We start from the raw sequence: 19,089 nt of genomic DNA, 5'->3' as shown, positions 1-19,089 counted from the left end.
AAATATAGTTAAATTCGTTTAAACCGCTGCCGCACCGGCGACGATTTCAGACAGTTCTTTGGTAATTGCAGCCTGGCGGGTCTTGTTGTAGACCAGCTTCAACTCACCGATCACGTTGCCGGCGTTGTCCGACGCGGACTTCATCGCCACCATACGCGCCGATTGCTCGGACGCCAGGTTTTCTGCAACGGCCTGGTACACCAGCGCTTCAATGTAGCGCTCGAGCAGTTCGTCGATCACGGAAGCAGCGTCCGGCTCGTAGATGTAGTCCCAGTTGTGGGAGTGCTCATCGGCCTTCATCTTGTCCGCGGTCAGCGGCAGCAGCTGCTCGACCATCGGCTCTTGCTTCATCGTGTTGATGAACTTGGTGTAGCACAGGTAAACGGCGTCCAGTTTGCCTTCCTGGAATTTCTCCAGCATCACTTGCACTGGGCCGATCAGCTTTTCCAGGTGCGGCGTATCGCCGATCTGGGTAGCTTGTGCGACCACTGGTACACCGATGCGGTTCAGGAAGCCCAAACCTTTGTTACCAATTGCGACTGCTTCAATCTTGTTGCCTGCAGCTTCCAGCTCGCGGGTCTTGTTGGTCACCATACGCAGAACGTTGGTGTTCATACCACCGCACAGACCCTTGTCGGTCGTCACGATGATAAAGCCCACAGCCTTGGCTTCCGTACCGGCTTCAGCCAGGAACGGGTGCGTGTACTCTGGATTGGCGTTAGCCAAGTTCGCAGCGATATTACGAATCTTGTCACTGTAGGGACGGGCGGCGCGCATACGGTCCTGCGCTTTGCGCATTTTCGATGCAGCGACCATTTCCATCGCCTTGGTGATCTTCTTCGTATTCTCTACGCTCTTGATCTTGCCACGTATCTCTTTACCTACTGCCATGATCCTTCTCCTTTGCGTGGAGGCCCGTCGCCGGGCCCCCGAATATTAGTTTGCGAAGGATTTCTTGAACTCGGCAATGGCGGCCGACAGCGCAGCTTCGCCGTCTTTGTCCAGTTGCTTGGTTTCTTCGATCTTAGCCAGCAGAGCGGAGTGCTTGGTCTTCAGGAACGAGTGCAGTTCGGCTTCGAAAGCCAGCACGCGCTTGACAGCGACGTCGTCCAGGAAGCCCTTGTTCACTGCGAACAGGGAAGCGCCCATCAGGGAAATCGACAGTGGCGAGTACTGAGCCTGCTTCAGCAGTTCGGTCACGCGGGCACCGCGGTCCAGCTGCTTACGGGTCGATTCGTCCAGGTCGGAAGCGAACTGCGCGAACGCAGCCAGTTCACGGTACTGTGCCAGGTCGGTACGGATACCGCCGGACAGGTTCTTGATGACCTTGGTCTGGGCAGCGCCACCAACGCGGGACACCGAGATACCTGCGTTAATCGCAGGACGGATACCGGAATTGAACAGCGAGGTTTCCAGGAAGATCTGGCCGTCGGTAATCGAAATCACGTTGGTTGGAACGAACGCGGAAACGTCGCCAGCCTGGGTTTCGATGATCGGCAGTGCGGTCAGGGAACCGGTCTTGCCTTTGACAGCGCCTTTGGTGAAGGCTTCGACGTAGTCGGCGTTCACGCGAGCAGCGCGTTCCAGCAGACGGGAGTGCAGGTAGAACACGTCGCCTGGGTATGCTTCGCGGCCAGGTGGGCGGCGCAGCAGCAGGGAGATCTGACGGTAAGCAACTGCTTGCTTGGACAGGTCGTCGTACACGATCAGGGCGTCTTCACCGCGGTCGCGGAAGTATTCGCCCATGGTGCAACCGGAGTAAGCCGAGATGTACTGCATTGCTGCGGATTCCGAAGCGGAAGCGGCCACAACAATGGTGTACTCCATCGCGCCGTGCTGTTCCAGGGAACGCACGATGTTCTTGATGGTCGATGCTTTCTGGCCGATAGCAACGTAGATACAGGTAACGCCCTGGCCTTTTTGGTTGATGATGGCATCAACTGCAACGGCGGACTTACCGGTCTGACGGTCGCCAATGATCAGCTCACGCTGGCCACGGCCGATTGGCACCATCGCGTCGATCGACTTCAGGCCGGTCTGCATAGGCTGGCCGACGGACTCACGGGCGATAACGCCTGGAGCGATCTTTTCGATTGGGGAGGTCAGGGTGGTGTTAACAGGACCTTTGCCGTCGATCGGCTGGCCCAGGGCGTTAACAACGCGGCCACGCAGTTCAGGACCGATTGGAACTTCCAGGATACGGCCGGTGCACTTGACGGTGTCGCCTTCGGAGATGTGCTCGTAGGCGCCCAGAATAACGGCACCAACGGAGTCACGCTCCAGGTTCATTGCCAGGCCGAAGGTGTTGCCTGGGAATTCCAGCATCTCACCTTGCATCACGTCCGACAGGCCGTGGATGCGGCAGATACCGTCTGCTACGGAAATTACGGTGCCTTGATTGCGCACTTCAGCGCCGCCATCAATGCCTTGGATCCGGCTCTTGATCAGCTCGCTGATTTCGGATGGGTTGAGTTGCATACTAACTCCTAAATGTTTTCTCTCTAGCTGTCGCGAAAGGCGGCCCGGTTAGGCGACCAGCGCGGAACGCAGCTGCTGCAGCTTGGCGTTGACCGAAGTGTCCAGCACTTCGTCGCCAACCACGACGCGAACGCCACCGATCAACGAAGGATCGGTCTTCACGACTGGTTTGAGCTTGCGGCTGAATTTCTTTTCCAGCGTCTTGATCAGCTCGGCCACTTGGGCTTCGCTCATGTCGAATGCGCTCGTGATTTCGGCGTCTGCCGCACCTTCGGCTGCATTCTTCAGCAGCGCGAACTGGGCACCGATTTCCGGCAGCAATGCGATACGACCGTTTTCGATCAGCATCGAGAGGAAGTTGTTCGCTTCCGCGTTGAGCGGCGATTTCAGCAAGGCCTTGATGGCTGCGATGACATCGCTATCCAGAACTTTTGGATTGCGGGCATATGCCAGCACCTCTTCATGCGAACCGATCTGGGCCAGTTCGGACACCAGATCGGACCACTGCGCGAGGTTGCCAGCCTGGGCTACGCGGAAGAGGGCTTCCGCGTAAGGACGGGCGACGGTTGCGAGCTCTGCCATAATCAGAGCTCGGTAGCCAGGCGAGACAGCAGGTCAGCGTGAGCCGACGCGTTGACTTCGCGCTTCAGGATTTGCTCGGCGCCCTTCACAGCCAGGTCAGCCACTTGACCACGCAGTGCTTCGCGGGCCTGGGTTACTTGCTGCTCGGCTTCAGCCTTGGCTTGCGCCACGATGCGGGCGGCTTCGGCTTGTGCGTTTGCTTTGATTTCTTCTGCGACCATTTGAGCACGCTTTTCAGCGTCCGCAACGAGCGACGAGGCATCGTTACGGGCAGCGGTCATAGCTTCTGCAGCAGCTTTTTCAGCCTTTTGCATGGAAGCCTGACCTTGGTCGGCGGCAGCCAGACCATCTGCAATTCGCTTGGCACGCTCATCCAGCGCAGAGTTCAGCGCCGGGAATACGAACTTCATCGATACCCAGACGAGCACCGCGAAGGTGAGCATCTGACCGAGAAGCGACATATTGATGTTCATACCTTGCTCCTAAAAATTTTCTCCAAAAGGGAGAAAGATTACTGAGCGTGGGCCAGCAGAGCGGTGACGAATGGGTTGTTGAAGGTGAACAGCAGAGCAACACCAACGCCGATCATCGAGATCGCGTCCAGCAGACCAGCGATAACGAACAGTTTGGTTTGCAGTTGTGGCATCAGTTCAGGCTGGCGAGCCGAAGCCTCCAGGAACTTGCCGCCCAGGATAGCGAAGCCGAGTGCGGTGCCGATGGCGCCCAGGCCAACGATGATTGCTACGGCCAGAACGGTCATGCTTTGTACTTGTGCGATCAGAGCTTGCATTAGATTTCTCCTAATTTAAAAAAAACGAAAATACCAAAAAACTAAAACCAAATACTACGAATAAGTTGCTGATTAGTGCTTTTCAACCGCGAGGGCCAGGTACACAACCGTCAACGCCATAAACACAAACGCTTGCAGAGTCACAACCAGAATGTGGAAGATTGCCCATGGACCGCCCAGCAGCCACTGTGCCCACCATGGCAGCAACGCGATCAGGATGAAGATCAGTTCGCCGGCGTACATATTGCCGAACAGTCGCAGCGACAGGGAGATAGGCTTGGCGAACAGTTCCAGCATCTGGAAGATGAAGTTCACTGGTGCCAGCAGGATGGTGCCGACGGTGCCGTGTGCGTGGAATGGCGCGGTGAACAGTTCCTTGCCCCAGCCGCCCAGGCCCTTGGCCGAGATCGAGAAGCCGACGATGCAGATCAGCACGCCGAACGACATGCCGAAGGTATGGTTCACGTCGGCGGTAGGAACAACGCGCAGGTAGTTGATGCCAGCGTAGCTCAGCAGCTTAGGCAGCAGGTCGACGGGCAGGAAGTCCATTGCGTTCATCAGCCAGACCCAGACGAAGATGGTGATGGCCAATGGAGCGATGACTTTGGATTTGGCGTGGAACGCGGAATTGACGGTGTCGTTCACCAGTTCCATGACCCATTCCACGAAGTTCTGCAGCTTGCCTGGCACGCCGGCGGTGGCGCGGCGGGAAGCCATGTAGAACATGCCCAGGAAAACGAAGCCCAGGATCAGGGAGATCCAGAAGGTATCCAGGTTGAAGGTGCCAGCAGCGACGTCGCCCGGAGTCAGGCTGTTGTGGGTCAAGTGGTGCTGGATGTACTCTGTGGCGTTAGCCGGGGCCGCGTGGCCGCCCGAAGCGTGTTCAGTAGTCATAGGTCCGAATTTTTAATGATTAAATCTTGAGCAGCGACAGCCAGTAAGCCAGGGTTGCCACTACGAATCCTAGAATCAGCCATAACCAGGCGGCTGACTTAAACAGCACCAGTGCACAAACAAACAGCACTGCCGTTACAAATACTTTGAGCATCTCGGCACGGAAGTGCGTCCGAAATGCCTTCTTTGCATCATCGGTGCCGCGCGCCACCATCAACGCGTAGACCAGGCTACCGATCACCGCCATACCGCCGCCCATGGCTGCGGACCAGCCTTTTTCCACCCCGGCGAAAAGCGCCACGGTAGCGGAAAAGAGGACGGCGATTGTGAACTGTAGGGCAACTACTCGGAAAACTGGCCAGGCGATACTTCTCGAAGAATCACTCACTTGCCACCATTCCTTTAGACCCAAAGACACGGGATTATAGTTTGTTTACGTTGCCAAGGTCAAACGTGGTGCATCGCAAAAAGGCACTCAAACAACAAGAAATTCTGCCCAAAAAGCGTGCAAATGCCGATTACTCACAGGGTAATAGCGCGCCAGAATAGCGCAGCAGGCTGACAGGGAACTGTCAGCTCTGGTGCATGGCGCTCTTTCAAAACCGGTACGACAGTGTCTGACCCACAGGGTCAGACACTGGTTTGCTGCCGTCGCGGGTCGGGTGTCTGACCCTGTGGGTCAGACACCGGTTTACCGGTTTTAGCCGCGCAGACGGGCAATCACCCCATCCAGAATATCGAGATCCGCGAAATCGATAATCATCTGGCCACGCCCCTTGGCGCCCATTTTGAATACGACCGAGGTAGCCAGGGTATCGGACAGCTCCTCTTCCAGCCGCTTGATGTCGCCCGACTTTTCCTTCGCACGCGGCGCCGGTTTGGACTTAGCCTCTTCCATGTGGTTGTGGACAAGTTTCTCAGTCTCACGCACCGACAGTCGTTTCGCTACAACAACATTCGCCAGGGCAATTTGTGATGCCGCATCGACAGCCAGCAAGGCACGGGCGTGGCCCATGTCGATGTCGCCGGCCATCAACATGGTCTGCACCGGCTCCGCCAGGTTCAGCAGGCGCAGCAAGTTGGACACCGCCGAACGTGAACGGCCGACTGCCTGGGCCGCCTGTTCATGGGTGAAGCTGAAATCAGTGATCAGGCGATGGATACCCTGCGCCTCTTCCAGCGGGTTCAGGTCTTCGCGCTGGATGTTCTCGATCAGGGCCATCGCGGCCGCAGTCGTGTCGTCCACGTCCTTCACCAGGACCGGCACAGTTTCTAATCCGGCAAGTTGTGCCGCACGGAAACGTCGCTCGCCGGCGATGATTTCATATTTGACATGGCCAGTCCCCTTGTCGATACCGACCGGTCGAACCAATAGTGGCTGGATGATGCCCTGGGTCTTGATCGACGAAGCGAGTTCCGCCAGGCCGCCCTCGTCCATCTGTGTACGCGGCTGGTATTTACCAGCTTGCAGGAACTGCACTGCCATTTCCGACGGCGTCGGATGGGAAGTTGGATTGGACGGATCTTCGTCGCCGCCGAGCAGCGCGTCGAGGCCGCGGCCGAGGCCTTTCATTTTTTTAGTTGCCATCGTTGATTACATTTTCTTGATACGTTTAACCATCTCCGCGCCGAAGGCGATGTAAGCTTGCGCTCCTTTCGACGTCGGATCGAAGGTCACGCCCGGCATGCCGTAGGACGGCGCCTCGGCCAATCGCACATTGCGCGGAATGATGGTCTTGAATACTTTGTCGCCGAAGTGCTGCTCGAGCTGGGCCGAGACTTGCTGCGACAGCGTCATGCGCGGATCAAACATCACGCGCAGCAGGCCGATGATCTTCAGGTCCGGGTTCAGGTTGGCATGCACCTTCTTGATGGTGTTAACCAGGTCGGACAAACCTTCCAGCGCGTAGTACTCGCACTGCATAGGAATGATCACGCCATGCGCCGCGCACAAACCATTCAGAGTCAGCATCGACAGCGCAGGAGGGCAATCGATCAGCATGAAGTCATAGTCTTTGGCAGCCAGGCCCAGTGCGTCGCGCAGGCGGCGCTCGCGATTCTCGAGCTGCACCATCTCGACTTCGGCGCCGGCCAGTTCACGATTTGCAGGCAACACATCAAAGCCGCCCGCTTCCGAACGCACGCGTGCAGTCGCCACGTCGGCCGTGCCGAGCAAGACTTCATAAGTGGAAGCTTGGAGCGTCGCCTTGTTGATCCCCGCGCCCATTGTCGCGTTACCCTGAGGGTCGAGGTCAACAAGCAACACTCGTTGATTTAGTTTGGCCAGGCCGGCGGCCAGGTTCACAGTCGTGGTAGTCTTACCTACGCCGCCCTTTTGATTTGCTACACAGAAAATTTTGGCCATCGAGTTTTCTTATATGGTCTAAATCGTTTATTCGGTATAAACCGTTTATACTATTTATTTCGTATAAACGATTAAAATTATTTATACTGTTTAGCCAGTTACGCCCTGCCGATGAAAACCAGGTGACGCTGTGCATCCAGTCCTGGTACTTGCAAAGGCTGTAGCTCGTTCACTTTCCATGGGTCCGGCAGTCGCTCTCGCTCCTCTGCCGGCGCCGTGCCTTTCAGGGCTATGAATCGACCGCCCTCTGCCAGCAGGTGCCCGGACCAGTTCACAAAATCGCTGAGGTCCGCAAAGGCCCGCGAGGTGATGACGTCGTAGGGCGTCTTGACCTGCAGTTCCTGCACCTTCTTTGTGTACACCGTTACGTTGCCAAGTTCCAGCTCTGCTTTGACCTGATTCAGGAAGGCCGTCTTTTTGTGGACGATGTCGATCATCGACACTTTCATCTCCGGCCTGGCAATCGCCAGCACTACGCCCGGCAATCCGCCCCCTGCCCCGACATCCAGCACATTCTGCGCATCCGTGAATGCCGGCACTGCTGCCAGCGAATCCAGGACGTGCAGGGTCATCATTTCCATCGGGTCGCGGACGGCCGTCAGGTTGTACACCTTGTTCCACTTGTTCAGCAGGGCCAGGTAGTCCAGCAGTTTTTCCTGTTGTGCTTCGCTCAGGCCCAGGTCCAGCTTTTCGACGCCATTCTTCAACACGTGCGCCAACGCGGCGCGATCAAATACCGCCATCAAGCCGCCTCGTCTTTCAGTGTGACAAAGCCGCCGTAACCGGCTTTCTTCAGGTGCACCAGCAGCAGCGAAATCGCCGCCGGAGTCACGCCCGAAATACGCGAAGCCTGGCCCAGGGTTTCCGGACGATGCTTCTGCAGTTTTTGCCGCACTTCCATCGACAACGCCGTGATCTCGGCGTAGTTGAAGCCTTCCGGCAACTTCAGGTTTTCGTAGTGCTCGTGACGCTCGACTTCACGCAACTGGCGATCGATATAGCCCGAGTACTTCAGGGTAATCTCGATCTGCTCCATCACTGCCTCATCGGTGACGCCGGGACCTGCCAGCGGCTGGCCTTCATTGCCGGTCATGGTCATCAGCTTTTCATAGCCGACACCCGGACGGCGCAGCAGGTCTGCCAGCGAGTATTCGCGTTCGATGGCCTGGCCAATCACGCGTTCCGACTCGGCTGCCGCCAGAATGCGCGGGTTGACCCAGGTCGATTTCAGGCGCTCCAGTTCCTGCGCCACGGCCTCGCGTTTGCGGTCGAATGCTTCCCATTGCGCGTCGCCAACCACGCCGAGCTTACGCCCGATTTCTGTCAGGCGCATGTCAGCGTTGTCTTCACGCAGGCTCAGGCGGTATTCAGCACGGCTGGTGAACATGCGGTATGGCTCTTGCACGCCCTGAGTCACCAAGTCATCGACCAGCACGCCGAGGTAGGCTTCCGAACGGGCTGGAGTCCAGGATTCTTCGCCCTTGGTTTGCAATGCCGCATTGATACCTGCCAGCATGCCCTGCGCTGCCGCCTCCTCGTAACCGGTGGTGCCGTTGATCTGGCCGGCGAAGAACAGGCCATTGATGGCTTTGGTTTCCAGCGAAGCCTTCAAGCCACGCGGGTCGAAATAGTCATACTCGATGGCGTAGCCCGGACGCAGGATGTGCGCGTTTTCCAGGCCCTTCATCGAACGCACCAGCTCGATTTGCACATCGAATGGCAGGCTGGTCGAGATACCGTTCGGGTAGAACTCGTGGGTCGTCAGGCCTTCCGGTTCCAGGAAGATCTGATGCGATTCCTTGGCTGAGAAGCGGTGAATCTTGTCTTCAATCGACGGGCAGTAACGCGGGCCAACGCCCTCGATCACGCCGGTGTACATCGGGCTACGGTCCAGGCCGCCACGAATAATATCGTGGGTTTTCTGGTTGGTATGGGTAACCCAGCACGGCAACTGTTGCGGGTGCATGGAGGCATTGCCCATCACCGAAAACACTGGCACTGGGTCCAGGTCGCCCGGCTGTTCGGTCATTTGCGAAAAGTCGATGCTGCGGCCATCGATGCGTGGCGGCGTACCGGTCTTCAGGCGGCCCTGCGGCAGCTTCAATTCTTTCAGGCGCGCAGACAGCGAAATCGCTGGCGGATCACCGGCACGGCCAGCCGAGAAATTCTGCAGGCCGACGTGGATCTTACCGTCCAGGAATGTGCCAGCGGTCAGCACGACAGCACGGCCCAGGAACTTCAAGCCAATCTGGGTGACGGCGCCAACGACGCGGTCGCCCTCCACCATCAGGTCGTCTACAGCCTGCTGGAACAGCCACAAGTTGGGCTGGTTTTCCAGACGGTGGCGGATAGCGGCCTTGTACAGGATACGGTCGGCCTGGGCGCGAGTCGCGCGCACGGCAGGGCCTTTGGATGAATTCAGGATACGGAACTGGATGCCTGACTCATCGGTTGCGATGGCCATGGCGCCACCCATTGCGTCGACCTCTTTGACGAGGTGGCCTTTGCCAATACCGCCAATGGATGGGTTGCACGACATCTGACCCAGCGTCTCAATGTTGTGTGTCAACAGGAGAGTCTTCTGGCCCATGCGGGCGGAAGCGAGGGCCGCCTCGGTACCGGCGTGACCACCGCCGACAACGATAACGTCGAATTCAGTAGGAAATAACATGGTAAAAATGGGGGAAAGCTGGGGATCGAACTGAATTATAAAGTTTTTTCGACCGTGCGAATTTTTTGGGCAGGATTTTTTTAATCGAAATGTTTCACGTGAAACAAAAAAGGGCGCCGTTTGGCACCCTCTTCAACATTGTTTCACGTGAAACACTATCACTTAATCCATGCGTCATAGCCGGTTTTGACGATCAACAGCACCACTACAACCAGGAACAGACGGCGCACAAACTCACTCCCATGCTTCAGCGCCAGTTTGGTACCCAGCACAGAGCCAACCACCTGGCACACCGCCATCATCAAGCCGAGCTGCCAGATGATGTGGCCAGTGAATCCGAACAACAGGATTGCCGCCACATTACACGCCACGTTCACCACCTTGGCAGCCGCCGAGGCGCCGAGAAAGTCGAAGCCAAAGCTGCGCACGAACAGGAAGACCAGGAAGCTCCCGGTGCCTGGGCCAAAGAAGCCGTCATAGAAACCAATCCCCGCACCGACCAACACCGCCAGCACCCTCTCCTTGGTACCGGTGTGCAGCGGAGCGTGAACACTGCCCAGGTCCTTGCGATAGAAGGTATAAACGGCCACCGCCAACAGCACAAATGGCAGCAGTCCTCGCAAGAAGTCAGGCGGAATCCTGGTGACGGTATAGGCTCCGAGGAAGGCAAACAGGAAAGCCGCGATCGCCGCCGGCGCCACGGTCGTCCAGGCGATTTGCGTGCGGCGCGCATAGTTCACTGCCGCAGCGCTGGTCCCGAATACGCTGGCAACCTTATTGGTTCCCAACAGCGTCGCTGGCGGAGTACCGCTCATGGCCGAGAAGAGAGCCGGAATCTGGATCAGTCCGCCGCCTCCAACAACCGCATCCACAAAACCTGCCGCGAACGCAGCCCCAGCCAACAAACCATACTCGACCATCACCCGCCCCAACTGATTCGGAAACGTAATATTGTAAGCCGGAACACAGCAGGGCGCCCGAGGCTGGTGTAAGCTTCCTTGATGAACCTGATCACCTCTTTCAGCTTCGCGACCGTTCCTGTATTCCTGTCTGCTCCCGGCGCGACAAAGGACTTGGGCAAGGAACTTCGCGCACGGTTCCCAGACCTCCGCCGCGTGCTGCTCGTTACCGACCAAGGCTTCCTGCGCACGGGCCTGGCCGAGGCACCGATCGCCAGCTTGCGCTCGGCAATGTTTCACGTGGAACAATTTGCGGACGTGGTAGCTGATCCACCCGAACACGTGATCGAAGAGGCACTCGAACTCGCCCGTCAGAACGAGACCGAACTCGTCATTGGTCTCGGCGGAGGGAGCTCAATGGATGTCGCCAAGCTGGTCGCCGTGCTCGCCGACAGCCCTCAATCACTCGCAGAAATCTACGGCATTGGCAATGTCCGCGGAACGCGCCTACCCTTGGTCCAAATCCCGACGACTGCCGGTACCGGCTCCGAAGTCACCAACATCTCCATCGTGACAACAGACGCCACCAGCAAGATGGGCATCGTCGCTCCTCAACTCTTCGCCGATATGGCGATACTTGATGCCGAGCTCACCATTGGCTTGCCCTCTGCAGTAACCGCAGCAACCGGTATCGACGCAATGGTTCACGCCATTGAAGCCTACACCAGCAAACACAAGAAGAATCCCCTCTCCGATGGCTTGGCCCTCCAGGCCTTGAACCTGCTGTCGCGCCACCTGATCCGCGCCTGCGAGAACGGCCACGACCTGGTCGCCCGCCAGGCCATGCTGCTCGGCGCGATGTTGGCTGGTCAAGCCTTCGCCAACGCGCCCGTCGCGGCAGTCCACGCCCTAGCCTATCCGATCGGCGGCGTCTTCCATGTCCCGCATGGGCTATCGAACTCGCTGGTTTTGCCCCATGTGCTGCGATTCAACGCAGAGGCATGCGCCGAGCAATATGCCGAGCTGGCAACAATTGTCGTTCCCCACACCGAAGGCAGCCCCGCAGCGCGCGCCGAGGCACTCGCTGTTGCAATGCAACAATTCGCCATCATCACGGGGCTGCCTCGCACGCTGCAGCAAGTCGGCATCACCTCCAGCGACCTCGACCTGCTGGCCGATGAGGCCATGAAGCAAACCCGCCTGCTCGGCAACAATCCACGTCCGGTCACACGCGACGACGCCCACGCACTATACAAATTGGCGCTCTGAAACATCACGGCCCTCAACGATATAATCCGCGCTCCTTAACGCGCAGACACTTCACATGGCCAGTCGGTCATTCCTTCCACTTCTAATTTCGCTAATGGCCGGGACCGCCACCGCAGGCGATGGAATTGACGGGCGCTTTGGCCGGACTGAAGTTCGCTATATCGCCACCAAGCCGGCGGTTTTCCACAACGGACAGAAGGCATTCGCCATCGACGATGCCGATGAGGCAGCAATCCTCCGGCTTATTCCAGAAGCCACGAAGGACTTCGCCCTCGTCCGCTCCTGGCAGCCAGCCCTCGAATGTCCAGCCGCTTTTCGCTTACTCAGCATTCAATCCAAGGCGCCGCTCCAGGTCTCTCCCCCTTTCGGCGCCTGCACCGAAATCGCAGGAATCAGCTTCGCTGGCCAATATCCTGTCGTCCATTTGCGCCAACCCGGCGGGGGGAAAATCAAGCAGATCACGTGGAAGGATGGGAAGATCTACGAGCTGGCAGCGGTAAGCCAAGCGTGTTTCGCGAAGCACGAACAAGCGAACGAAAAGAGCAGCCGGCTGCTTGCAGCCCTTATCGCGGCAAGCGACGGAAGACTGCAATTCCATTCGGCGCCGGACGAGCGCTGCGAAATCGCCGGCACTTTCGTGGTGCCGGGCGACCGGCTCGAAGCATCCCGGGTTCACGGCCGCTATACCTTGGTTTTCTACCAGCATCCGAAAGCTGCGAGAGCCGCCGTCGGCTGGGTCGATAGCTCCCGCCTCAAGCCCGCCAACTAAGCCTTGCGCTTCTTCGCTTGCAGGTAAAGGATCTCGCCAACGATCCCTTTGCGGAACAACAGGACGCAGGCAACGAAGATAAAGCCGACCACCAGGCTGACCGCTTCGCCAAGGGTGGAGAACCACTCGATACCGGTGGCTCCGGCCATCATGGTGCCGAAGTCGCCGAGCTTGTTCTCCAAAGCGATGATCAGAATCGCGCCGATGATCGGCCCGACCAGCGTGCCCATGCCGCCGACAAGGGTCATCAAAATCACCAGGCCGGACATCGCCCAGTGTACATCGGTCAGCGTTTCAAAGCCCAACACAATCGACTTGGTCGCACCGGCCAGAGCGGCCAGCGAGCCGGAAAGCACGAACGCCGCGAGCTTGTACTTGTCCACGTCATACCCCAGTGAGATCGCTCGCGGCTCGTTCTCCTTGATCGCCTTCAGAACCTGTCCGAAAGGCGAATGCACCGTCCGCATGATCAGGGCAAAGCCCGCGATGAAAATCCCCAGGACCACGTAATACATCGTCAGGTCGCTGCCCAGGTCCAGCACCCCGAGCAGCTTGCCGCGCGGGATACCCTGCAAGCCGTCTTCACCGCCAGTGAAATCGGTAAAGCGCAGCGCCGCGAAATACACCATCTGCGCCAACGCCAGCGTAATCATCGAGAAGTAAATCCCCTGGCGCCGAATCGCCAAGCCGCCCATGACCAACCCGATCACCGCACCGGCCACCACGCCAACCAGCAAGCTCAGTTCAAACGACATCCCCCAATTCTTCAGAGCGTTGCCCGCAAAGTAACCCGCCGCCCCGAAGAAGGCTGCATGGCCAAACGACAGCAACCCCGTAAAGCCGATCAGCAGGTTGAACGCGCAGGCAAACAATGCGAAGCACAAGAGCTTCATCAGCAGCACGGGATAGCCGACAAACGGCGCGCCCAGCGCCAGCACGAATGCGATGGAATAGCCCAGCTTCTTGTTCATTTAACGGTCCTTGCCAAACAGGCCAGCGGGGCGCAGCAATAAAATGATGACCATCACCAAAAATACGACCGTGTTGGCGAATTCGGGATAAAACACTTTCGTCAGTCCTTCGATCACGCCGAGCCCAAGGCCGGTCACAATGGAGCCAAGAATCGAGCCCATGCCCCCGATCACTACAACGGCGAATACGACGATTATCAGGTTCGCCCCCATCAAGGGTGTCACTTGTTGGATTGGAGCCGCCAGAACGCCTGCAAAGCCCGCCAAAGCGACCCCAAAGCCGTAGGTCAGGGTCACCATCAGCGGGACGTTGATCCCGAACGCTTCCACCAGCTTCGGGTTCTCGGTGCCGGCACGCAGGTAGGCACCCAGTTTGGTCTTCTCGATCACGAACCAGGTGGCCAGGCAAACCACCAACGATGCCAGCACCACCCAGGCGCGATAATTCGGCATCACCATGAAGCCGAGGTCCGTTGCCCCTTGCAGGGCCTCGGGAGTTTCGAACGGCTGCCCTGAGACCCCGTAAAACGAGCGGAAACCGCCTTCGATCAGCAGGGTGAGGCCGAACGTAAGCAGCAGTCCATAAAGGTGATCAAGCTTGTACAGTCGGCGCAGCATGGTCCTTTCGATCACCACGCCCAACACACCCACAATCAACGGCGCCAACACGAGCACGCTCCAATAGCTCATGCCGAAGTAGGTCATGCCGATCCACGCGAGGAAGGCGCCCATCATGTACATGGCGCCGTGCGCGAAATTGATCACATTCAGCAGACCGAAAATCACGGCAAGGCCGAGGGACAGCATGGCGTAAAAAGAACCGTTGACGAGCCCCAGCAAAAGCTGGGACATCATCATCGGAAGCGGGCGGCCGAAGATCTCCATCTAGCTTACTTCCAAAGGGCACACTTGGATTCGGCCTTCGACATATAGGCCTGGTCGCCAGGAATCGTCGCAGCGACCTTGTAATAATCCCAAGGATACTTGGACTCCGACTGCTTCTTCACTTCCATCAGGTACATATCGTGCACCATGCGGCCGTCCGGCCGGATCACGCCATGGGTGGTGAAGACATCCTTGATGGTGGTCGATTTCAGTTTCGCCATCACCTTGTCCGAATCGTCCGTGCCCACGTCCTTCACCGCAGCCAGGTATTGCGATGCGGCAGAATAATCGCCCGCCTGCAGCATCGACGGCTCCTTCTTCATCTTCGCGAAGTAGCGTTTTGACCAGGCGCGCGTGGTGTCGTTCATGTCCCAATACCAGCCGTCGGTCAGGTACATGCCGGCGGTGGCATTCAGGCCAAGCGAGTGGATGTCGTTGATGAACACCAGCAGGCCCGCCATCTTCATCTTCTTCGACACGCCGAATTCATTGGCTGCCTTCACCGAATTGATAAAGTCGCCGCCGGCATTCGCCAGGCCAAGCACCTGTGCTCCCGAGGACGAAGCCTGCATCAGGAAGGACGAAAAATCGGTCCCAGGGAAGGGATGGCGCACGTTGCCGATCACCTTGCCGCCCGACTTGTTGACCACCTCGCTCGTGTCCTTCTCCAGCGAGTGGCCGAAGGCGTAATCGGCGGTCAGGAAGTACCAGTTCTTGCCGCCCTGCTTGACCATGGTACTGCCGGTACCACGCGCCAGCGCCACCGTGTCGTAGGCGTAGTGCACGGTGTAGGGCGTGCATTCTTCATTGGTCAGGCGCGAGGAGCCGGCACCAACCACCATGAAGACCTTCTTCTTGTCTGCGGCCACTTTTGCCATTGCTAGATTGGCGCCGGAATTTGTGCCGCCAACCAGCATGTCCACGCCCTGCTGGTCGAACCACTCGCGCGCCTTGGAGGCGGCGATATCGGCCTTGTTCTGGTGGTCGGCAAAAACAAATTCGATCTTCTTGCCGTTGATCGCACCTCCGGCATCGGCAATCGCCATCTTGATCGCTTCGGCGCCGCCCTGCCCGTCGATGTCTGAGTAGACGCCTGACATATCGGTAATGAAACCGATCTTGATGGTGTCGCCGGAAATCTGGGCGTGCGCGCTACCAAAGGCGCAAAGGGCTGCTGCAAAGGCAATGGCGTTGCGTTTCATAGTGTCTCCGTTTTCAGTTTTGATATTCAAACGCCCAGCAGCTCGGTCAATACCGGCATGCGGGCGTCCAATTCCGATGACGCAAAACTCTCAACAATCCGACCGTGTTCCATGACATAAAACCGATCCGCCAGCGGTGCCGCGAACCGGAAATTCTGTTCGACCATCACAATCGTGTAACCCTTGGCCTTCAGCGTGCGGATCATGCGCGCCAGCCCTTGCACGATAACGGGCGCCAGCCCTTCCGAGATTTCATCCAGCAGCAGCAGGCGCGCACCGGTGCGCAGGATGCGCGCCACCGCCAACATCTGCTGCTCGCCGCCGGACAAGCGCGTGCCCTGGCTCGTTCGGCGCTCCTTCAGGTTCGGGAACATCTCGTAGATTTCTTCGACCGGCATGCCCTGCCCGGTCTTCAACGCCGGCGGAAGCAGCAAGTTTTCCTCGGTGGTAAGCGAAGAAAAAATGCCACGCTCTTCAGGACAATAGCCGACTCCCAAGTGGGCAATCTTGTGCGTCGACAAACCGATCGCTTCCTGGCCATTGATGCGGATCGAACCCTTGCGCGTTCCGGTCAAGCCCATGATGGCCCGCAGCGTCGTGGTGCGGCCGGCGCCGTTACGGCCAAGCAGCGTCACCACTTCGCCGTGGTTCACGTTCAGGTTCACGTCATGCAGGATGTGCGACTCGCCATACCAGGCCTGGAGCTGGCTGATCTCCAGCGCGGCCGTCATGCTTCGGTTCCCATATAGGCTTCCATCACTTGCGGGTTCTTCGACACTTCTTCATACGGTCCTTCCGCCAGCACCGCCCCGCGCTGCAGTACGGAGATGCGGTCGCAGATGCCTGAGACCACGCTCATATTGTGTTCAACCATCAGGATCGTGCGCCCGGTGGAAACCTTCTTGATCAACTCGGTAACGCGGTGCACGTCCTCGTGGCCCATGCCCTGGGTTGGTTCGTCGAGCAGCATCAGTTCGGGCTCCATGGCCAGCGTCGTGGCGATCTCCAAGGCGCGCTTGCGGCCATAAGGCATGTCGACCGTCAGCGTATCGGCGAACGAAGCCAGGTCGACCTCGGCCAGCAATTCCATCGCGCGGCCATTCAAGCGCTCCAGCGTGCGTTCGCTGCGCCAGAAATGGAAGGTCGTACCCAGCTTGCGCTGCAAGCCGATGCGCACATTCTCGAGCACGGTCAGGTGAGGGAAAACTGCGGAAATCTGGAAGGAACGAATCACGCCCATGCGCGCAATCTGCGCCGGCTTGTGCGAGGTGATGTCCTTGCCGTTAAAGAGAATCCGGCCCGAGGTGGGCACCAGGAACTTGGTCAGCAGGTTGAAGCATGTCGTCTTGCCGGCGCCGTTCGGACCGATCAAGGCGTGGATATGCCCTCGCTGGACTTGCAGGTCCACGTTGGCGACAGCGGTGAATCCCTTGAACTCCTTGGTCAAACTCTTTGTTTCCAAGATGAAGTCGGACATTGCGTCTCCCCGGTTTTGCTAGATCATACACAAAAGCGCTGCCTTTTCCGCAATCATGATTACCGGGGAATTCGTGTTACCGGAAGTAATGGTGGGCATCACCGAAGCGTCGGAAATGCGCAGGCCGCGCACGCCGAGAACCCGCAATTCGCTGTCAACCACGGCCGAAACGTCGTCAGCGCGGCCCATTTTGCAGGTGCCGACCGGGTGGAAAATCGTGGTCCCGATGGACCCCGCAGCCTCGGCCAACTCCTCGTCGGTGCGAAAATGCACACCGGGTTTGCATTCTTCCGGCCTGTATTTCGCCAGCGCAGGCGCCGAAACGATCTTGCGCGTCAGGTTCAGCGCAGCCGCGGCCACGCGCCGGTCTTCGTCAGTACTCAGGTACATCGGCGCAATCTTCGGCGGCGCGTATGAGTCGGCAGAAGCGATGCGCACATGGCCGCGCGAAGTCGGCCGCAGGTTGCAAACGCTCGCGGTGAACGCAGGGAAGTCGTGCAGCGGTTCGCCAAAGCGCTCCAGCGAGAGCGGCTGCACGTGATACTCCAGGTTAGGCGTGGCTTGCTCAGGACCCGACCGTGCAAAAGCGCCCATCTGCGAAGGCGCCATCGACATCGGCCCGCTCTGGAACAGCGCATATTCAAGCCCAATGCGTGCCTTGCCCAACCAGCTTGAAGCCAGGGTGTTCAAGGTTCGCGCGCCCTGGACTTTGAATACCATGCGCAGCTGCAGGTGATCCTGCAGGTTGGCTCCAACGCCGGGCAAATCATGCACCGGCTGCACGCCTGCCTGCGCCAGCATGTCTGCAGGGCCGATGCCGGACAGCTGAAGAATCTGCGGCGTGCCGATCGCTCCAGCCGCCAGCAGAGTTTCACGCGCCTCCGCGTTCCAGCGAGTACCACCGCCGGTGAATATGACGCCTTTGCAGACACCCTCCTCCAGCACCAGTTTTTCAACGTGGCAGCCCGTCATCAACGTCAGGTTGGGGCGCCCGGTCGCGGCTCGCAAAAAAGCTTTCGCAGTATTCCAGCGGATCCCGCGCTTCTGGTTCACCTCGAAATATGAACAGCCGAAATTATCACCGCGGTTGAAATCGTCTACCTTCGGGATGCCTGTCTGTTCTGCAGCATCGCGGAACGCGTCAAGAATGTCCCAACGCAAGCGCTGCTTTTCAACGCGCCATTCGCCGCCGGCGCCGTGGAAATCCGAAACGCCGCCGTGATGGTCTTCGCTCTTGCGGAATAGAGGCAAAACTTCCGACCAGCGCCAGCGTGGATCGCCGCATAGCTCGGCCCACTGGTCGTAATCGTTAGCCTGGCCGCGCATATAGATCATGCCGTTGATCGAAGAACTCCCGCCAAGAACCTTTCCGCGCGGGTAAATCAAGCTGCGGCCGCCCAGGCCCACATCCGGTTCGGTGCGAAACAGCCAGTCCGTACGCGGATTATTGATGCAGTGAAGGTAACCGACCGGGATGTGAATCCAGACGTAATCGTCCTTTCCTCCCGCTTCGATCAATAGCACCTGGTTTTTTGGATTTTGCGTGAGGCGATTCGCGAGAACACAGCCCGCCGTCCCTCCGCCCACGATGATGTAGTCAAACTGGCCCGCAGATTCCAAGCTTTCTCCTGATCCGAAGCTGTGGATAACGCTATGAATATCCACAGGCATCGTTTGTGAGTAAACAAGACTTCCCGAAAACCGCCCAAAATTGTCCAAAAACAGTCCGCAACTCACGCAAGGTTTACGCGCCTGCTTATACAGCCCGTAAACCCCTGATTTTTCTCCGCAAGGTGCACTTATCCACAGAAAGTCGGGGTTGTTAACAACCATTACT

General features: G+C 58.2%; 20 protein-coding genes. 2 read left to right on the top strand and 18 right to left on the bottom strand.

The window, feature by feature from the left end; genetic code table 11:
- Nucleotides 1–18 precede the first annotated feature (18 nt).
- The 12 genes from atpG to ACN9MU_RS01910 form a co-directional block, all read right to left on the bottom strand.
- The gene (gene atpG / locus ACN9MU_RS01965; protein ID WP_426166991.1) at nucleotides 19–891 is read right to left on the bottom strand and encodes a F0F1 ATP synthase subunit gamma; all 873 of its coding nucleotides are present in this window, start codon (nucleotides 889–891) and stop codon (nucleotides 19–21) included.
- 45 nt (nucleotides 892–936) lie between these two features.
- Nucleotides 937–2,478 (bottom strand): F0F1 ATP synthase subunit alpha, encoded by a 1,542-nt coding sequence (atpA, locus tag ACN9MU_RS01960; RefSeq protein ID WP_342115707.1) that lies wholly within the window; start codon nucleotides 2,476–2,478, stop codon nucleotides 937–939.
- A gap of 48 nt (nucleotides 2,479–2,526) precedes the next feature.
- Nucleotides 2,527–3,060, bottom strand: coding sequence for a F0F1 ATP synthase subunit delta (locus ACN9MU_RS01955; protein ID WP_426166989.1), 534 nt, complete (start codon nucleotides 3,058–3,060; stop codon nucleotides 2,527–2,529).
- Nucleotides 3,061–3,062: 2 nt separating this feature from the next.
- Nucleotides 3,063–3,533, bottom strand: a complete 471-nt coding sequence (locus tag ACN9MU_RS01950) for a F0F1 ATP synthase subunit B (RefSeq protein ID WP_426340630.1) — start codon at nucleotides 3,531–3,533, stop codon at nucleotides 3,063–3,065.
- 38 nt (nucleotides 3,534–3,571) lie between these two features.
- Entirely contained in the window at nucleotides 3,572–3,850 is a 279-nt protein-coding gene (gene atpE, locus ACN9MU_RS01945) for a F0F1 ATP synthase subunit C (protein WP_028103378.1), read from the bottom strand.
- A 72-nt stretch (nucleotides 3,851–3,922) separates the two neighbouring features.
- Entirely contained in the window at nucleotides 3,923–4,744 is an 822-nt protein-coding gene (gene atpB, locus ACN9MU_RS01940; RefSeq protein ID WP_426340629.1) for a F0F1 ATP synthase subunit A, read from the bottom strand.
- Nucleotides 4,745–4,763: 19 nt separating this feature from the next.
- Nucleotides 4,764–5,132: an ATP synthase subunit I gene (locus ACN9MU_RS01935; RefSeq protein ID WP_426344057.1), complete on the bottom strand. Its 369-nt coding sequence runs from the start codon at nucleotides 5,130–5,132 to the stop codon at nucleotides 4,764–4,766.
- A gap of 312 nt (nucleotides 5,133–5,444) precedes the next feature.
- The gene (locus ACN9MU_RS01930) at nucleotides 5,445–6,332 is read right to left on the bottom strand and encodes a ParB/RepB/Spo0J family partition protein (protein ID WP_426166982.1); all 888 of its coding nucleotides are present in this window, start codon (nucleotides 6,330–6,332) and stop codon (nucleotides 5,445–5,447) included.
- A 6-nt stretch (nucleotides 6,333–6,338) separates the two neighbouring features.
- The gene (locus tag ACN9MU_RS01925; RefSeq protein ID WP_055939498.1) at nucleotides 6,339–7,109 is read right to left on the bottom strand and encodes a ParA family protein; all 771 of its coding nucleotides are present in this window, start codon (nucleotides 7,107–7,109) and stop codon (nucleotides 6,339–6,341) included.
- A gap of 98 nt (nucleotides 7,110–7,207) precedes the next feature.
- A complete protein-coding gene (gene rsmG / locus ACN9MU_RS01920; RefSeq protein WP_426166979.1) occupies nucleotides 7,208–7,852 on the bottom strand; it encodes a 16S rRNA (guanine(527)-N(7))-methyltransferase RsmG in 645 nt (214 codons plus the stop codon).
- Nucleotides 7,852–9,780, bottom strand: coding sequence for a tRNA uridine-5-carboxymethylaminomethyl(34) synthesis enzyme MnmG (mnmG, locus tag ACN9MU_RS01915; protein WP_426344056.1), 1,929 nt, complete (start codon nucleotides 9,778–9,780; stop codon nucleotides 7,852–7,854). The genes rsmG and mnmG overlap by 1 nt, the downstream gene beginning before the upstream one ends.
- Nucleotides 9,781–9,938: 158 nt before the next feature.
- Nucleotides 9,939–10,700, bottom strand: a complete 762-nt coding sequence (locus ACN9MU_RS01910) for a TSUP family transporter (RefSeq protein ID WP_426166975.1) — start codon at nucleotides 10,698–10,700, stop codon at nucleotides 9,939–9,941.
- 90 nt (nucleotides 10,701–10,790) lie between these two features.
- Between ACN9MU_RS01910 and ACN9MU_RS01905 the strand changes: the two genes are divergently transcribed.
- Nucleotides 10,791–11,948, top strand: coding sequence for an iron-containing alcohol dehydrogenase (locus ACN9MU_RS01905; protein WP_426344861.1), 1,158 nt, complete (start codon nucleotides 10,791–10,793; stop codon nucleotides 11,946–11,948).
- A gap of 94 nt (nucleotides 11,949–12,042) precedes the next feature.
- Nucleotides 12,043–12,717, top strand: a complete 675-nt coding sequence (locus ACN9MU_RS01900) for a hypothetical protein (protein ID WP_426344055.1) — start codon at nucleotides 12,043–12,045, stop codon at nucleotides 12,715–12,717.
- On the opposite strand, the gene ACN9MU_RS01895 is transcribed toward ACN9MU_RS01900, so the two are convergent.
- From ACN9MU_RS01895 to ACN9MU_RS01870, 6 genes are read right to left on the bottom strand one after another with little or no spacing between them, the layout of a single operon-like run.
- Nucleotides 12,714–13,688, bottom strand: coding sequence for a branched-chain amino acid ABC transporter permease (locus ACN9MU_RS01895; RefSeq protein WP_426344054.1), 975 nt, complete (start codon nucleotides 13,686–13,688; stop codon nucleotides 12,714–12,716). The two genes, ACN9MU_RS01900 and ACN9MU_RS01895, sit on opposite strands and share 4 nt — an antisense overlap.
- Nucleotides 13,689–14,573 (bottom strand): branched-chain amino acid ABC transporter permease, encoded by an 885-nt coding sequence (locus ACN9MU_RS01890; protein WP_426336784.1) that lies wholly within the window; start codon nucleotides 14,571–14,573, stop codon nucleotides 13,689–13,691.
- Nucleotides 14,574–14,578: 5 nt separating this feature from the next.
- Nucleotides 14,579–15,775, bottom strand: a complete 1,197-nt coding sequence (locus tag ACN9MU_RS01885) for an ABC transporter substrate-binding protein (protein WP_426344053.1) — start codon at nucleotides 15,773–15,775, stop codon at nucleotides 14,579–14,581.
- A 26-nt stretch (nucleotides 15,776–15,801) separates the two neighbouring features.
- Complete coding sequence (locus tag ACN9MU_RS01880; protein WP_426166965.1) at nucleotides 15,802–16,506, bottom strand: ABC transporter ATP-binding protein; 705 nt, start codon at nucleotides 16,504–16,506, stop codon at nucleotides 15,802–15,804.
- Complete coding sequence (locus ACN9MU_RS01875; RefSeq protein ID WP_426344052.1) at nucleotides 16,503–17,252, bottom strand: ABC transporter ATP-binding protein; 750 nt, start codon at nucleotides 17,250–17,252, stop codon at nucleotides 16,503–16,505. The genes ACN9MU_RS01880 and ACN9MU_RS01875 overlap by 4 nt, the downstream gene beginning before the upstream one ends.
- Nucleotides 17,253–17,270: 18 nt before the next feature.
- A complete protein-coding gene (locus tag ACN9MU_RS01870) occupies nucleotides 17,271–18,872 on the bottom strand; it encodes a GMC family oxidoreductase (protein ID WP_426344051.1) in 1,602 nt (533 codons plus the stop codon).
- Between the last annotated feature and the right edge of the window lie 217 nt (nucleotides 18,873–19,089).

Origin of the sequence: Pseudoduganella sp. R-32, from assembly GCF_049913245.1 — a bacterium.
In the GTDB taxonomy this organism is placed as follows: Bacteria; Pseudomonadota; Gammaproteobacteria; order Burkholderiales; family Burkholderiaceae_D; genus Rugamonas.
The sequence above is the reverse complement of the archived record's forward strand: the minus strand, read 5'-3'. Positions and strand labels throughout refer to the sequence as shown.

Bases quoted from the DNA above. Each gene is read 5' to 3' on its own strand.
- atpG (WP_426166991.1), bottom strand. From the start codon at position 891: ATGGCAGTAGGTAAAGAGATACGTGGCAAGATCAAGAGCGTAGAGAAT.
- mnmG (WP_426344056.1), bottom strand. From the start codon at position 9,780: ATGTTATTTCCTACTGAATTCGACGTTATCGTTGTCGGCGGTGGTCAC.
- ACN9MU_RS01955 (WP_426166989.1), bottom strand. From the start codon at position 3,060: ATGGCAGAGCTCGCAACCGTCGCCCGTCCTTACGCGGAAGCCCTCTTC.
- ACN9MU_RS01930 (WP_426166982.1), bottom strand. From the start codon at position 6,332: ATGGCAACTAAAAAAATGAAAGGCCTCGGCCGCGGCCTCGACGCGCTG.
- atpA (WP_342115707.1), bottom strand. From the start codon at position 2,478: ATGCAACTCAACCCATCCGAAATCAGCGAGCTGATCAAGAGCCGGATC.
- atpE (WP_028103378.1), bottom strand. From the start codon at position 3,850: ATGCAAGCTCTGATCGCACAAGTACAAAGCATGACCGTTCTGGCCGTA.
- ACN9MU_RS01950 (WP_426340630.1), bottom strand. From the start codon at position 3,533: ATGAACATCAATATGTCGCTTCTCGGTCAGATGCTCACCTTCGCGGTG.
- ACN9MU_RS01900 (WP_426344055.1), top strand. From the start codon at position 12,043: ATGGCCGGGACCGCCACCGCAGGCGATGGAATTGACGGGCGCTTTGGC.
- ACN9MU_RS01885 (WP_426344053.1), bottom strand. From the start codon at position 15,775: ATGAAACGCAACGCCATTGCCTTTGCAGCAGCCCTTTGCGCCTTTGGT.
- atpB (WP_426340629.1), bottom strand. From the start codon at position 4,744: ATGACTACTGAACACGCTTCGGGCGGCCACGCGGCCCCGGCTAACGCC.
- ACN9MU_RS01890 (WP_426336784.1), bottom strand. From the start codon at position 14,573: ATGGAGATCTTCGGCCGCCCGCTTCCGATGATGATGTCCCAGCTTTTG.
- ACN9MU_RS01895 (WP_426344054.1), bottom strand. From the start codon at position 13,688: ATGAACAAGAAGCTGGGCTATTCCATCGCATTCGTGCTGGCGCTGGGC.
- rsmG (WP_426166979.1), bottom strand. From the start codon at position 7,852: ATGGCGGTATTTGATCGCGCCGCGTTGGCGCACGTGTTGAAGAATGGC.
- ACN9MU_RS01925 (WP_055939498.1), bottom strand. From the start codon at position 7,109: ATGGCCAAAATTTTCTGTGTAGCAAATCAAAAGGGCGGCGTAGGTAAG.
- ACN9MU_RS01880 (WP_426166965.1), bottom strand. From the start codon at position 16,506: ATGACGGCCGCGCTGGAGATCAGCCAGCTCCAGGCCTGGTATGGCGAG.
- ACN9MU_RS01875 (WP_426344052.1), bottom strand. From the start codon at position 17,252: ATGTCCGACTTCATCTTGGAAACAAAGAGTTTGACCAAGGAGTTCAAG.
- ACN9MU_RS01910 (WP_426166975.1), bottom strand. From the start codon at position 10,700: ATGGTCGAGTATGGTTTGTTGGCTGGGGCTGCGTTCGCGGCAGGTTTT.